At 73.9% G+C, this 14,141-nt stretch carries 12 protein-coding genes; 4 read left to right on the top strand and 8 right to left on the bottom strand.

All coding sequences use genetic code 11. The features are described from left to right. Positions 1-90: 90 nt before the first annotated feature. Positions 91-1,248 carry a WD40/YVTN/BNR-like repeat-containing protein gene (locus ACIF8T_RS11530; protein ID WP_400033651.1) on the bottom strand — a complete coding sequence of 386 codons (1,158 nt, stop codon included), beginning with the start codon at positions 1,246-1,248 and terminating at the stop codon, positions 91-93. Between the two features lie 1,294 nt (positions 1,249-2,542). Then, positions 2,543-3,346, bottom strand: a complete 804-nt coding sequence (locus ACIF8T_RS11525; RefSeq protein ID WP_400033649.1) for a pectate lyase — start codon at positions 3,344-3,346, stop codon at positions 2,543-2,545. A gap of 382 nt (positions 3,347-3,728) precedes the next feature. Here ACIF8T_RS11525 and ACIF8T_RS11520 point away from each other — a divergent pair, with 382 nt between their 5' ends. Further along, a complete protein-coding gene (locus ACIF8T_RS11520; protein ID WP_400033937.1) occupies positions 3,729-5,006 on the top strand; it encodes a PHB depolymerase family esterase in 1,278 nt (425 codons plus the stop codon). A gap of 20 nt (positions 5,007-5,026) precedes the next feature. Here the strand turns inward: ACIF8T_RS11520 and ACIF8T_RS11515 are convergent, their stop codons facing one another. Then, on the bottom strand, positions 5,027-6,106 hold the full coding sequence (locus tag ACIF8T_RS11515; protein WP_400033647.1) for an NADH:flavin oxidoreductase/NADH oxidase: 1,080 nt from the start codon (positions 6,104-6,106) through the stop codon (positions 5,027-5,029). A gap of 142 nt (positions 6,107-6,248) precedes the next feature. Between ACIF8T_RS11515 and ACIF8T_RS11510 the strand changes: the two genes are divergently transcribed. Continuing rightward, positions 6,249-6,605, top strand: coding sequence for an ArsR/SmtB family transcription factor (locus tag ACIF8T_RS11510; RefSeq protein WP_400033645.1), 357 nt, complete (start codon positions 6,249-6,251; stop codon positions 6,603-6,605). On the opposite strand, the gene ACIF8T_RS11505 is transcribed toward ACIF8T_RS11510, so the two are convergent. After that, positions 6,525-7,913, bottom strand: a complete 1,389-nt coding sequence (locus ACIF8T_RS11505; RefSeq protein WP_400033643.1) for a nucleobase:cation symporter-2 family protein — start codon at positions 7,911-7,913, stop codon at positions 6,525-6,527. The two genes, ACIF8T_RS11510 and ACIF8T_RS11505, sit on opposite strands and share 81 nt — an antisense overlap. Positions 7,914-8,038: 125 nt before the next feature. Then, complete coding sequence (locus ACIF8T_RS11500) at positions 8,039-9,421, bottom strand: FAD-dependent oxidoreductase (protein ID WP_400033641.1); 1,383 nt, start codon at positions 9,419-9,421, stop codon at positions 8,039-8,041. A gap of 211 nt (positions 9,422-9,632) precedes the next feature. On the opposite strand from ACIF8T_RS11500, the gene ACIF8T_RS11495 reads away from it, so the two are divergent. Further along, on the top strand, positions 9,633-10,091 hold the full coding sequence (locus ACIF8T_RS11495) for a DUF6214 family protein (protein WP_400033935.1): 459 nt from the start codon (positions 9,633-9,635) through the stop codon (positions 10,089-10,091). Between the two features lie 186 nt (positions 10,092-10,277). On the opposite strand, the gene ACIF8T_RS11490 is transcribed toward ACIF8T_RS11495, so the two are convergent. Beyond that, positions 10,278-10,937 carry a DUF305 domain-containing protein gene (locus ACIF8T_RS11490; protein ID WP_400033639.1) on the bottom strand — a complete coding sequence of 220 codons (660 nt, stop codon included), beginning with the start codon at positions 10,935-10,937 and terminating at the stop codon, positions 10,278-10,280. A gap of 192 nt (positions 10,938-11,129) precedes the next feature. Here ACIF8T_RS11490 and ACIF8T_RS11485 point away from each other — a divergent pair, with 192 nt between their 5' ends. Further along, positions 11,130-12,632 (top strand): LVIVD repeat-containing protein, encoded by a 1,503-nt coding sequence (locus ACIF8T_RS11485; protein WP_400033637.1) that lies wholly within the window; start codon positions 11,130-11,132, stop codon positions 12,630-12,632. Here ACIF8T_RS11485 and ACIF8T_RS11480 read toward each other — a convergent pair. Both ACIF8T_RS11480 and ACIF8T_RS11475 read right to left on the bottom strand, forming a co-directional pair. Continuing rightward, positions 12,620-13,306 (bottom strand): TetR/AcrR family transcriptional regulator, encoded by a 687-nt coding sequence (locus ACIF8T_RS11480; protein WP_400033635.1) that lies wholly within the window; start codon positions 13,304-13,306, stop codon positions 12,620-12,622. The genes ACIF8T_RS11485 and ACIF8T_RS11480 overlap by 13 nt on opposite strands. 139 nt (positions 13,307-13,445) lie before the next feature. Next, positions 13,446-14,135, bottom strand: coding sequence for an HAD family hydrolase (locus ACIF8T_RS11475; RefSeq protein ID WP_400033633.1), 690 nt, complete (start codon positions 14,133-14,135; stop codon positions 13,446-13,448). Positions 14,136-14,141 lie beyond the last annotated feature (6 nt).

Below are 14,141 nucleotides of genomic sequence, written 5' to 3'. Positions count from 1 at the left end.
TACGGGCAGCGCTGATCAACCGGTGGCGCGAGGCGGGGCGCGGCCCCCGGCGTCCCGTCCGGCCGGCCCCGTCCGCCCGGCCCGTCCCGCTCATCCGACGACCGCGGCGCGCACGCACAGCACGTCCGGCAGGTGCGCGGCGAGCTGCCGCCAGCTGTCGCCGTCGTCGGCCGAGGCGAACACCTCGCCGTTGCGGTTGCCGAAGTACACGCCCGCCGGGTCGGCGTCGTCGGTGCACAGCGCGTCGCGCAGCACCGTGCCGTAGTGGTCCTCCCGCGGCAGTCCCGCCGTCAGCGGCTCCCAGCTCTTGCCCGCGTCCGCCGTGCGGAACACCCGGCAGCGCCGGCCGGCCGGCACCCGGTCGGAGTCGGCGTTGACGGGGAACACGTACGCGGTGTCCCCGCGCCGCGGATGGGTGGCCACCGCGAAGCCGAACGTGGACGGCAGGCCCTCGCCGATGTCGGTCCAGTGCGCGCCCGCGTCGTCGCTGCGGTAGACACCCCAGTGGTTCTGCAGGTACAGCCGGTCCGGGTCGACCGCGTCCCGCGCGATCTTGTGCACGCACTGGCCGAACTCCGGGTGGGGATCGGGCAGGAACACCGCGGAGACACCGGAGTTGGAGGGGGTCCAGCTCGCGCCGCCGTCGGTGGTGCGGAACACGCCCGCGGTCGAGACGGCGACCGTCACGGCCCGCGGGTCCCGCCGGTCCGTGAGCACGGTGTGCAGGCCCTCGCCGCCGCCGCCCGGCACCCACCGCGCGCGCGTGGGGTGCTCCCACAGCGGCCGGACCAGGTCGAAGGTCTCCCCGCGGTCCTCCGAGCGGTACAGCGCGGCCGGTTCGGTGCCCGCGTAGACCACGTCCGGCTCCGCCGCCGCAGGGTGCAGCTGCCACACCCGCTCCAGCGAGGCGCCCGTGTCCTGGGGGAACCTGACGGCGGGCCGGGCCGGTTCGGTCCAGGTGCGGCCCAGGTCGTCGGAGTGGAACACGGACGGACCCCAGTGGGAGCTGTCGCCGCCGGCCAGCAGCCGCGGGGTGCCGCCCCGGGTGTCGAGGGCCACCGAGTACACGGCCTGCGCGTTGAAGTAGGGGCTCTCGTCGAACTCCCAGGGGCCGCCGTCCCGCCGGCGCCCGATGAACAGACCCTTGCGGGTCCCCACGGCGAGCAGTACCTCGGTCATGCCGACCACCTCCGCGACGTCTTCGTCGACGCCCTCGTCTCGGACACCGGCCAGTCTGCACCCCACCACTGACAGTCACCTCCGGAACCGGCCGCACCGCAGGTCGGGACGGGGATGTCGCCTGCCGGCCGCCCTCCGGACCCCTCCCGCCCGGCCTTCCCCGGCACACCCGCGGCAGCCGCCGTCGAGGCGGGACCACGTCGGCGCCCTCGGCCGCTCGCGGCACGGCCACGGCCGCGACGGCGCACTCGGTGACCGGCGGTCCCGGCGGCCTCGGCGAGGCGTCCCGTGCGGCGGCGCCGGACGGGCCGGGCGTCCGTGCCGTCGACGCGGCGGCGGAGGCCCGTCCGGGGGCCGCCCGGCACGCCGTGCGGCAGCCGCGGGTTCGCCGGGGCGGCGCCGGCGTTGCCCGGTGTCGCGAGCACTGCCGGCCGCGGATCTGCCCTGCGGGCGGCGTCCAGCCGGAGGGCGGCCGCCTGCGGCCTGCGGCGTCCGGTTGCCGGAGCGCCGGCGCCGCCAGGGCGAGGGGATGTGGCCGCACACGCGCCTATGGCGGGGCGATCGGGAGACGGCCGTGATCACTGCTACCGGGCGTGGTCCTGCGGTATGCGCCGGCCTGCGCACTCGCCCGGCATGCCGTCCGGCAGCCGCGGGTTCGCCGGGTCGGCGCCGACGTCGCCCGGTGTCGCGAGCGCCGCCGGCCGCGGATCTGCCCTGCGGGCGGCGTCCAGCCGGAGGGCGGCCGCCTGCGGCCTGCGGCGTCCGGTTGTCGGAGCGCCGGCGCCGCCAGGACGAGGGGGTGCGGCCGCGCATGCGCTTGTGGCGTGGCGATCGGGAGACGGCCGTGCTCACCACCACCGGGCGCGGCCCCCCCGTACGCGCCGGCCTGCGCGCCCGCCCGGCCGCCCCGCGGCTCGCCGGACTCCGCGAAGGGGTCTGCTGCGGCCCACCGACCCACGCCGCGCGCTCCCGGACGGCCTCGGCCGGGCCACCCGGCACCGCACGGCCCGCTCCGCCGGTCCCGCGCCCGAGCCGGCCGCGCACCGGTGGCCGCTCGGCGCCAGGCCGGCCACGGCCCCGGCGCCGCTCGCCCGCGTCGAGCGTGCCGAACGCCCCGCCGCCCACCGCCCGCCGCACGGCGCTCGCGGCCGTCGTCCGGCGTCTGCTCGCCGGTCCCGTGCCGCCCGCGGACCCGCTCCCCGGCGCGCGGCCGGGCCCGAACCTGCGCGCCGCGTACACGGAGCACCAGAGGGAGCCGACAGAGGAGGCGCCCGCGCGCACGCACGCGGACGCACAGGACGCCGCGGCCGTACGAGGCGCCGTGCGGGGCGCCTCGTACGGCCGCGGTCCGCCGTGGGGGGGGTTACTTGTACGTGATGTCGGAGCTCGTGTACTTGCAGTAGGTCCCGTCGGGGCCGCTGCCGTTGGTGGTCGGCTCCGCGCCCGTGTTGTTGCCGATGTACTTCTGGCACGGGACGATCTTCTTGCTGGTGTCGCCGACGATGGTGATGTTGCGCAGGGTCGCGGAGTCGCCGTAGTTGGTGTTGATGCCGACGATCCTGCTGCCCTTCCAGGTCACCTCGACGGTGTTGAGGTTGATCGTGCGCTTGTACTGCGTCTTGCAGTTGCCGCAGGAGCGGATGAAGGTGCCGAAGTTCTGCACGGCGAAGTTCGAGACGTTCAGCGTCCCAGCGCCGTTGAACTGGAACACCTTGTCGCTGGCCTCCTTCGCGCCGCCGCCGGAGACGGTGTAGACGCTGGAGGAGGACGTGCCCTTGAAGGTCGCGGCGTCCTCGCCGACGTCCTCCCACCAGACGTTCTGCAGCGTGCAGCTGCCCTTGCAGTGGACACCGTCGGCCGCCGGGGCGCCGAGGATGACGTTCTTCAGCACCGCGCCGTCGGCGAGCTCCAGGAGCGGTCCCTGGTCCTCGTCCTGGCTGCCGGAGCCGAGGTCCCCGGTGCCGTAGAGGCGCTTCATCCCGTAGTCCTTGGTGCCGGAGACCGAGATGGTGGAGGAGACGCCCTGGCTGCCGTTGGCGGTCGGCCAGGTGGCGGCGCTCGCCGAGGAGGCACCGGTAGTCATGATCATGCCAACCGACAGGCCGAGGGTGGCCAGCGCTCCGGTCAGCGCGCGCCCCCGGGCGCGCGGTCGTGTCGCAGAAGTCATGTCCCGAGTCCTTCTGTGGGGTGGGGGGTGCTGTGAGTGGGGGATTCGGCTCTTCCCGGCGGCGGCTCCGCCGGGATCACTGCGGCGTTCGCATACCTGAACACGGCATGCAGGCGTGAACGTGATGCGGTGGCAGTGGGGCCGTTCGCGCCCTGTGGGGTGCGAGCCGGTCACGCTGCTGAACGGAACGTAGGCGGCAAGCGCTTTCTAGTCAACGCCTCGCGCAGGGGGAATTCGGTCAAGAGAGGTCGCGGAAGGCGGCTGTGGGAGCGCTTCCATGGAAGCCATGTCCATGTCACCATGCCTGCGTCCGGCGAGCCGCTTCCCGATCGAAGGGACCAAGGACGTGCCCACCCCCCAAGCCAGGAGACCGCTGCGGACGGTGCTCCTGACGCTCCTCGCCGCGCTGGTGCCGCTGCTGGCGACCGGCCTGCTCACCGCACCCGCGGCCGCGGCCGGCGAGACCGCCCCCGCCGCCCCGGCCGCCACGCTCACCGAGGTCACCGGCTTCGGGCCCAACCCCAGCAACCTGCAGATGTACCTGTACGTGCCGGAGAGCGTCACGCCGAAGCCGGCGGTCGTGGTGGCCGTGCACTACTGCACGGGCTCCGGCCCGGCGATGTACAGCGGCACGGAGTACGCCTCGCTGGCCGACCGGTACGGGTTCATCGTCGTGTACCCGTCCGTCACCCGTGCCAGCAAGTGCTTCGACGTCGCCTCGCCGCAGGCGCTGCGCCGTGACGGGGGCAGCGACCCGGTCGGCATCAAGTCCATGGTCGACTGGGTGGTGCGCACCCACGGCGCCGACACCGGGAGGATCTTCGCCACCGGGATCTCCTCCGGCGCGATGATGACCAACGTCCTGCTCGGCGACTACCCCGACGTGTTCGCGGCGGGGTCCGCCTTCGCCGGCGTCCCCTTCGGCTGCTTCGCCACCACCGACGGCTCCGAGTGGAACAGCGCCTGCGCGAACGGCACGGTGATCCGCACCCCGCAGCAGTGGGGCGACCTGGTCCGCGGCGCCCACCCCGGCCACACCGGCCCCCGGCCGCGCATGCAGCTGTGGCACGGCACCGAGGACGACGTGCTGCGCTACCCCAACTTCGGGGAGGAGATCAAGCAGTGGACGAACGTGCACGGGGTGAGCCAGACCCCGGCCGCCACCGACACCCCCCAGTCCGGCTGGACCCGCACCCGCTACGGCGGCACCGGTGACCAGGCCCCCGTGGAGGCCGTCAGCCTCCAGGGCGTCGGCCACAACCTGTACACCTCCGGCATGGCCGCCCGGGTGATCAGGTTCTTCGGCCTCGACGCCTCGGGCCCGGCGCCCCAGCCGCAGCCGGGCGCCTGCAAGGTGGCCGTCGCCGTCAACGCCTGGAACACCGGGCTGACCGCCTCGGTGACGGTCACCAACACCGGCACGACCGCGGTCGGCGGCTGGAAGCTCGGCTTCACCCTGCCGGCCGGCCAGACCCTCACCGGCGGCTGGGGCGCCACGTACACGCCCTCCTCCGGCGCGGTGACCGCGACCAACGCCGCGTACAACGGCACGATCGCGCCGGGGGCGAGCGTGAGCCTCGGGTACCAGGCGGCCCACGGCGGGAACAGCGCCGCGCCGGCCGCGTTCACGCTCAACGGCACGGCCTGCGCGACCGGTTGAGACCGGGGTGCGGGGGCCGGTCAGACCGACCGGTGGTACTGCTCCGGCACCCGCACCTCGGCGCCGAGCTCGCGCGCCGCGAGCCGGGCCCACGAAGGGTTGCGCAGCAGCTCGCGGCCGAGCAGGACGGCGTCCGCCTCGCCGTTGGCGAGGATCTTGGCGGCCTGCCCGGTCTCCGTGATCAGCCCGACCGCGGCGACCGGCAGCGTCGTCTCCGCCTTCACCCGGGCGGCGAAGGGCACCTGGTAGCCGGGGCCGGTCGGGATGCGCACCCCGGCGGCGTTGCCCCCCGAGGAGACGTCGAGCAGGTCGATGCCGTGGGCCTGCAGGTCGGCGGCGAAGCGGACGGTGTCGTCCGGGGTCCAGCCGCCGTCCGCCAGCCAGTCGGTCGCCGAGATGCGGAAGAACAGCGGCTTGTCCTGCGGCCACACCTCCCGCACGGCGTCGACGACCTCCAGGGCGAAGCGCGTGCGGTTCTCGTACGAGCCGCCGTACGCGTCGGTGCGGCGGTTGGAGTGCGGGGAGAGGAACTCGCCGATCAGGTAGCCGTGGGCGCCGTGGATCTCGGCGATCTCGAAGCCGGCGTCGAGCGCGCGGCGGGCGGCGGCCGCGAACTGCCCGACGACCTCCTCGATCCGGTCCACCGTCAGCTCGTCCGGCACCGGGTGGCCCTCGTCGAACGCCAGCGGGCTCGGCGCCACCGGCTGCCAGCCGTGCGCCTCCGGTCCGACCGGCGCGCCGCCCGTCCAGGGGCGGTCGGTCGAGGCCTTGCGGCCGGCGTGGGCCAGCTGGATCGCGGGAACCGTGCCCTGGGAGGCCAGGAAGCGCGTGATCCGGCGGAACGCCTCGACCTGGGTGTCGTTCCAGAGGCCGAGGTCGTACGGGGAGATCCGGCCCTCCGGGGACACGGCGGTGGCCTCGACGACGATCAGCCCCGTGCCGCCGGTGGCGCGAGCGGCGTAGTGCGCGAAGTGCCAGTCGGTGGGGGCACCGGCCTCCGGACCCTCGGGCGCGGCCGAGTACTGGCACATCGGAGGCATCCACACCCGGTTGGGGATCGTCACGTCGCGCAGGGTGAAGGGCTCGAAGAGCGCGCTCACGGGGACTCCATTCGTCACGGGACCGGTGTCGAGGAGTACGGTAGGCATCGTAGTACGGTGCTTGTCAAACTACGAAGATCCTCGTACTAAAAATCCGAGAACTCTCGTACAATGAGAGCTCCCGGACCGATGTGGAGCCGCCGTGACGACCGCCCCCGCCCCCAGCGCGCGTGACCTGCCGCATCCGGCGCGCGACGAGATCCGGCTGGAGGGCGTGCTGCACGCCCTCTCCGACCCGGTACGGCTGCGGATCGTGCGCGAGCTCGCCGCCGGCAGCGACGAGCTGGCCTGTTCGCACTTCGACCTGCCGGTCACCAAGTCCACCACCACGCACCACTTCCGGGTGCTGCGGGAGAGCGGGGTGATCCGGCAGGCCTACCGGGGCACGGCCAAGCTGAACGGCCTGCGCCGGGACGACCTAGACGACCTCTTCCCGGGGCTTCTCGACGCGCTGCTCGCCGCCGCCGTCCGGCAGGCCGCCCGCCTCGGCACCGACTGAACCCGCCCGCGCGGGAAGGTGGTTGAAGAGCAGGTTCAGCGCGACGGCCGTGAGGCAGCCCGCGCTGATCCCGCTGTGCATCACCGTCTGGAACCAGTCGGGGAACCGGTCGTAGACCGTCGGCACCCCCACCGGCAGCATGCCGACCGCCACCGGGACGGCCACCACCGTGAGGTTGTGGTTGCCCCGGAAGTCCACCTGCGCCAGCGTGCGCAGCCCGCTCGCGGCCACCGTCCCGAACATCACCAGGCCCGCGCCGCCCAGCACCGGCGCCGGGATCGCCGCCACCACCGCGCCCAGCTTGGGCAGCAGGCCGAGCAGCACCAGCATCCCGCCCGCCGCGGCCACCACCCAGCGGCTGCGCACCCGGGTCATGCCGACCAGGCCCACGTTCTGCGCGTACGCCGTGTACGGGAAGGTGTTGAAGACACCGCCGAGGACCGTCGACAGCCCGTCGGCGCGCAGGCCGTCCGCGAGCGGGCGCGGCTCGGTCTTCCGCCCGGTCAGCTCGCCGACCGCGATGAGGTCACCGGTCGTCTCGGTCATGCACACCAGTGCCACGACCAGCATCGAGACGATCGCCGACGCCTCGAAGACCGGCGCGCCGAAGTGGAACGGCGTGCTGACGCCGACCCAGTCGGCGTCGCCGACCCCGCCGAAGTCGGTGAACCCGAACGGCACCGCGACCGCCAGCCCGGCGGCCATGCCGGCCAGCACGGCGGTCCGGCTCAGGAACGGCGGCGCGAAGCGCTGCACGCCCAGCACCACCACCAGCACGAAGGCGGCCAGCGCCAGGTTCCGCGGCTCGCCGAAGTCCTCCGCCCCGGCGCCGCCGGCGGCCCAGTTGCCGGCCACCGGCAGCAGCGAGACGCCGATGATCAGGATGACCGTGCCCGTCACCAGCGGCGGGAAGAACCGCAGCAGCCGGCCGAAGACCGGCGCCAGCAGCACGATCGCCAGTCCCGCGACGATCACCGCCCCGTAGATCGCGGGCAGCCCGCCGCCCGTCGTCCCGATGAGCACCATCGGGGACACGGCCGCGAACGTGCAGCCCTGCATGACCGGCAGCCGCACCCCGAAGCGCCAGAACCCGACGCACTGGAGGAGCGTGGCGATCCCGCACACCAGCAGGTCCGCGGTGATCAGGTACGCCAGGTCCGCGGGCGGCAGCTTCATCGCGCCGCCGACGATCAGCGGCACCGCGACCGCGCCCGCGTACATCGCGAGCACGTGCTGGAGACCGAAGGCGGCCAGGTGCCTGACCGGTGGGACCTCGTCGACGGGGTGCACGGGTGCGGTCGTTGCCATGGGCGCTCCTGGGCGGCGGGTGGGGAACATCCGGACTGCAGGAGACCGTAGGCGCCTTGAACAGTTTGTTGATTTCCGGTGCGTTGCCGGTACGTGTCATGCCCCTGTGGAGGAGGCCGGCCCCGTCACGCGGTCGCCGCCCGGGCCGCCGTCAGGAGCGCCTCCCAGTCGGGCAGCTTGACCACGCCGCGCCCGAGCGAGGCCCCTAGCTCGGCCTCGGCCCGCTCGATCGCCTGCCACCCGGACCACTCGACCGGTTCGGCGCCCTCGGCACGCAGCACCGCCAGGGGATCGCCGGGCACGTCCTGGCGCGCGAGGACGGGGGCGTCCTCCAGCAGCGACAGCACCGTCTCCTTGGCGCACGGCCGGTTGGTGCCGATGACGCCCGTCGGCCCCCGCTTGATCCAGCCCGCCACGTACGCGCCGGGCACGACGACGCCCTCGCGCAGCACCCGCCCGGCCAGGTTCGGCACGGTGCCGCTGTCCGGGTCGAACGGCAGCCCCTCCAGCGCCACCCCGCGGTAGCCCACCGAGCGCAGCACCAGCTGGGCCTCGACGTCCTCGCAGCGCCCCGTGCCGGTCACCCCGCCGCGACCGTCCGGCACCGTCCGCTCGAAGCGCACCGCGCCCACCCGGCCCCGCTCGGCGAGCAGCTCCACCGGGCGCAGGAAGAACCGCAGCCGGATCCGCCGGGGAGCGCCCGCCGGGGACGTCCCGGCCCAGCCGCGCAGCACCTCCACGTTGCGGCGCTGCGCGGCGGGCAGCGCGGCGGGATCGGTGTACCCCGGGTCCAGCGCCAGCTCCCCGGGGTCCAGCGTCACGTCGGTGCCCGGCAGGGTGCCCAGCTCGCGCAGCTCCTTGGTGGTGAAGCGGGCCTGGGACGGGCCGCGCCGGCCCACCACGTGGATGTCGGTCACCCCGCTCGCGGCCAGGGCCGTCAGGGCCGCCTGCGGCATGTCGGTGGGGGCCAGCTCCGCCGCGCCCCGGGCCAGCATGCGGGCGACGTCCACGGCGACGTTGCCCACCCCGATGACCACGGCCGACCGCGCGCCGCGCAGGAAGCCGTCGACGGCGGCGGCCTCTCCGGGGCCGGACGGGGCCGCGAACCGGGGGGAGTCCGGGTGCGCGCTGTACCAGGAGACGAACTCGGTCGCCGACCAGCTCCCCGGCAGGTCCTCGCCGGGGATCCCGAGATGCCGGTCGGTGGCGGCGCCCACGCAGTACACCACCGCGTGGTACAGCTCCCGCAGCCGGGCGGCCGGCACCCCGCCGGGCCCGACCTGGACGCCGCCGAGGAACCGCACCCGGTCGTGCTCCAGGACCGCCCGCAGACTGCCCTGCAGCGACTTGATCTTCTCGTGGTCGGGCGCCACGCCGTACCGGACCAGGCCGTACGGGCACGGCAGCCGGTCCAGGACGTCGACGTACACCTCGGAGTCCAGCTGGACGAGGCTCTGGGCGGTGTAGCACCCGCTCGGTCCGGAGCCTACGACGGCGACTCGCAGCACGGCGGAACTCCTTGCTCCGGGGATCCCGAAGGATCGTCAGGAGGTCGCTGACGCCTCCAGCATCGCACCGCCGGGGCTGCGCTGACAGGGTGCCGTGGGCCGAACGGTCGTGCGTGTCCATTCGTATGGAATGTGATCATGGGGTTACGTTGCGCGGGTGCTGGAAGCATCGGTTCTCCATCTGTCCGACCGCTCCCCGGCGGACGGCGCGGTGTCCGTGCGGCCCGCGTGGGAGGTGCGGGCGGACGGGAGCGTGGCGCGCTGGTACGAGGTGCGCCTGGCGTTCCCCGACGGCGCCCGGGTCGACGCGCTCGCCGTGGCCCGCGGGGACTCCGTCTCCGTCGAGGACGTCCGCGCCGAGCCGGCCCTGTCGCTGGACGACCTGGCGGTGCTCGCCGACTGGTTCGAGGGCCCCCTCTTCGCGGCGTGCGGACTGGGCCCCGGGCCGGACGGCGAGGGCGGCGGGTCGCACCGGGCCCGGCCGGCCTGGCCGCGCGGCGTGGCGGGGCGGCGGCTGGTGGCCGAGGAGTACCGCGCGGCCCAGGAGCGGGGCACGGACCCGGTCCTCGCCGTGATGCACGCGACCGGCCACAGCCGCCGCACGTGCCTCCGGCTGATCGGCCAGGCCCGCGACGCGGGCTTCCTCACGCCGCGGCGGGCCCGGCGCTGAGCACGGCGCGGAGCGGTCCGCCGCTCCGGGGCGTCCGGTGCCGGGCACGGCACGACACACCACGGCGCCGGGCGCGGAGCACGCCGGGCTCCCGGCGCCGCGCCCGCGCCGGGCACGGCACGTCGAGTGCCCGGCACCGCGCCCGGCGCCGGGCGCCGCTCCCGGTCCGTCCGCCGCGCGGGGCGGTCAGAGCATCCCCCGCATCCGCGTGATCTCGCTCGTCTGCTGGGCGATCACGTCGTCGGCCATCTCCTCGATCCGGATGTTGTTGCCCTGCCCCTTCACGTCCGTGGCCATGGTGACCGCCCCCTGGTGGTGGGTGATCATCAGGGTCAGGAAGAGCTGGTCGAAGGCCTTGCCCCGGGCCGCGCGCAGCTTCTTCAGCTGGGCCTCGGTCGCCATCCCGGCCATCGCGGTGTGGTCGTGCCCGTGCCCCTCGGCCTCCTCCGGCTTGCCGTGCTCCTTCAGCCAGCCCCTCATGCCCTCGATCTCCGGGCCCTGCGCGGCGGCGATCCGCTCGGCCAGCCGCTCGACCGCGGCGGAGCCGGCGCGCTCCGGGGCCAGCCGGGTCATCTCCAGTGCCTGGGCGTGGTGCACGATCATCATCCGCGCGTAGGCGACGTCGGCCGAGTTGGGGGAGTCGTCCTCCGCCCGCTGCTGGGCCGCCTCTCGGGCGGACAGCGTGCGATTGTCCTCGCCGGGCCTGCCGGGGGCGATGACCGAAGGCCCGCCGTCCGGCGCCGACTTGGCGTCCGTGTCCGCGTCACAGGCGCCGAGCCCCAGCAGGGCCAGGGCGGTCAGACCGGTCACGGCGAGGGGCGCGCGGGACGTACGGCGGAAGAGCACAACGACCTCCTGTGGCAGGCGCGTTCACGGACACCTCGTGGGTGCTGACGACCGTCCTAGCACGCTTTCGGGGGCCGTTGATCGAAAAACTTCGTTGCAAGTGTGTTGCCCACTGTTGATATGTGCATGGTGAAGACGATACTGCGGGGTGCGTTGTCCGTTCCGAGGCGAACGGCACAAGGGAGGAAAACAGTGATCCTGTTGAACGAGCCCCGACCACGGCGCAGACGCCTGGGTGTCACCGCTGCCGCCACCGGGCTGCTGGCCGCGCTCCTCACCGCAGCCCCGGCAGCCGCGACCCCCGACCCCGGGGACGCTCCGGCCGCTCCCCGGAAGATCTCCGAAAGCGCCCAGGCGGAGGCCAGGGCGGCCATCGCCGCCGGAGAGATACCCGGCCAGGACGAGATCGTCCACACCGCCAACATCGAGCACGTCGCCAACGTCCCCAAGGACCTGCTCCGCGGCACCAATTCGGACCTGGCCTTCCAGGGCAGGTACGCCTTCGCGGGCAACTACGACGGCTTCCGCATCTTCGACATCAGCGACCCGAAGGCGCCGAAGACGGTCGCGCAGGTCCTGTGCCCCGGCTCGCAGAACGACATCTCCGTCTCCGGGAACCTGCTCTTCCTCTCCACCGACTCCTCGCGCAGCGACAGCAGTTGCAACAGCACCACGCAACCGGCGACGGAGAAGTCCTCGTGGGAGGGCATGAAGGTCTTCGACATCACCGACAAGGCCAACCCGAAGTACGTCGCCGCCGTGGAGACCGCCTGCGGCTCGCACACCCACACGCTGGTGCCCGAGCGCCGGAACGTCTACGTCTACGTCTCCTCCTACGCGCCGAACGCCGCCTACCCCGACTGCCAGCCGCCGCACGACGGCATCTCCGTCATCAAGGTGCCGCGCAAGGCCCCCGAGAAGGCGGCGCTCGTCGGCTTCCCCGTGCTGTTCCCCGGTGAGGGCCCGGACGGCGGCGGCAACCCGGGCGCGCCCACCAACCCGGGCGTCTCCAAGACCACCGGCTGCCACGACATCACCGTGCTGCCCTCCGAGGACCTGGCCGCCGGCGCCTGCATGGGCGACGGCATCCTGTTCTCCATCGAGGACCCGGAGAACCCGAAGGTCATCGACCGCGTGCAGGACAACGTCAACTTCGCGTTCTGGCACTCGGCGACCTTCAACCAGAAGGTGAACAAGGTCGTCTTCACCGACGAGCTGGGCGGCGGCGGCGCGGCCACCTGCAACGCGGAGATCGGCCCGAACCGCGGCGCCAACGGCATCTACGACATCACCGGCAAGGGCGACCACCGCAAGCTGGTCTTCCGCAGCTACTTCAAGATCCCCCGCCACCAGGCGGACACCGAGGTGTGCGTCGCCCACAACAGCTCGCTGATCCCGGTCAAGGGCAAGGACCTGATGGTCCAGGCCTGGTACCAGGGCGGCGTCTCCGTCTGGGACTTCACCGACTCCTCCCGCCCGAAGGAGATCGCCTACTTCGAGCGCGGCCCGCTCACCACGGACCGGGTCACCACCGCCGGTTCCTGGTCGGCGTACTACTACAACGGCTACATCTACTCCAACGACATCGCCAAGGGCCTCGACGTCCTGAAGATCAACGACCGGCGCACGGACCCGGCCGAGCGGGTCCGCCTGCGCGAGCTCAACGTGCAGACGCAGCCGGACTACTTCGACTGACCACCGGGACCGCACTCCGGTGCGGTCCCGGTCGCGAAGAAGCGGGACAGATCCGTGCCGGGCGTCCCGCCGGGCGCCCCGGCGTCCGGCGGGACGCCCATCTCCCACTCCAGCCGGTAGCGCTTGAACAACTCGGCGCGCAGCACCGGCACGGACATCGGCGCCCCCGGCACCAGCGCCGCGTACACGGCGCCCATCAGCAGCGCGCGCAGCATCGGGTAGTCCCGGTCGACGTCGCACGAACCGTGCCGGGCGACGGTGTCCCGCAGCAGCTCGGCCAGCCGCCGCTGCTCCGGGCAGGGCACGAAGCCCTCCGCCTGCAGCAGCCCGGCCATGTGCTGGCGCATCAGGACCGGCCGGTCCAGGACCAGTCCGAGGACCGCGTCGATGGCCCGTGCCATCCGCTCCCGCCCGTCCTCGGTGCGCGGCTCGCGCTCCAGGGCCTCCTCCAGCGTGCGGTGCATCAGCCGGTGCACGGCGGACTGCACGAGCTGGCGCTTGCCGGGGAAGTAGTACGACACCAGGCCGCGCGCGGAGCCCGCCCGGTCGGCGATGTCGCCGAGCGTCGTCGCCTCGTACCCGTGCTCGCCCACCAACTCGACCGCGGCCTGCAGAAGCCGCTCCTGGGAACGCCTCCGCAACTCTTCGTTGACCGAGGCGCTGCGCGGGGACATGCTGTAACTCCTGCGTTGGCTGGCTGCCAGCCAACTATACTCATGACGTCCGGTCAGGCCTGTGCCGGTCCGGCCCGGGCTGCCGTCCGCCTCGGGCGACACGGGGGATCGTCCGAGGCGGGCAGGCTTCTGCCCGGCCTCAGCCGACCAGGTCCAGCACGGGCCGCAGCCCGTCGGGCCGGTCGGCCACCGGCAGGTGGTCCACGAAGTGCACCCCGCAGCCCAGCGCGGCCGCGCCGCCGTCCGCGCGCCGGTCGTCGCCGACCATCAGGGTGCGGCGCGGATCGGCCCCGAGCACCTCGCACGCGGTCGCGAACAGCCGCGGATCGGGCTTCTGCACGCCGTGCTCGTACGACAGCACGTACGCGTCGACGTACGGGTCGAGGCCGTGCTCGCGGAAGACCGGGCGCAGGTCCCAGCCGATGTTGCTGACCACCCCGACGGGGACGCCGCGCTCCCGCAGGCCGCGCAGGACCTCGGCGGCGTCGGGGTAGGCGTTCCAGGCGGCCGGGTCCATGTGGCGGTCGTACAGGACGTCGTACAGCGCGGGGTCGGGCAGCGGGACCCGGCGGGCGGCGCCGGTGTAGGCGGCCCGGTGCAGTGCGGCGCTGCGGTCCCGCTGCCGCCACAGTCCGGCGAGTTCCTCCGGCACCTCCACCGGATGGGCGCCGCCCGGCAGCGCCCCGGCCTCCTCCAGCGCCCGCGCCGCCGCGGTCAGTTCCGCCTCCGGCAGACGGGCGCCGGTCTCGGCCAGCGCGCCGCGCAGCCACGACTCGGCGGACTCGATGCGGAAGAGGGTCCCGGAGAAGTCGAACAGCACGGCCGTCATGGGCGC

The sequence above is a fragment of the Streptomyces sp. NPDC085946 genome (assembly GCF_044540485.1).
In the GTDB taxonomy this organism is placed as follows: domain Bacteria; phylum Actinomycetota; class Actinomycetes; order Streptomycetales; family Streptomycetaceae; genus Streptomyces.
Note: the sequence above shows the minus strand (reverse complement) of the source record. Positions and strands in the feature narration are given on the sequence as shown.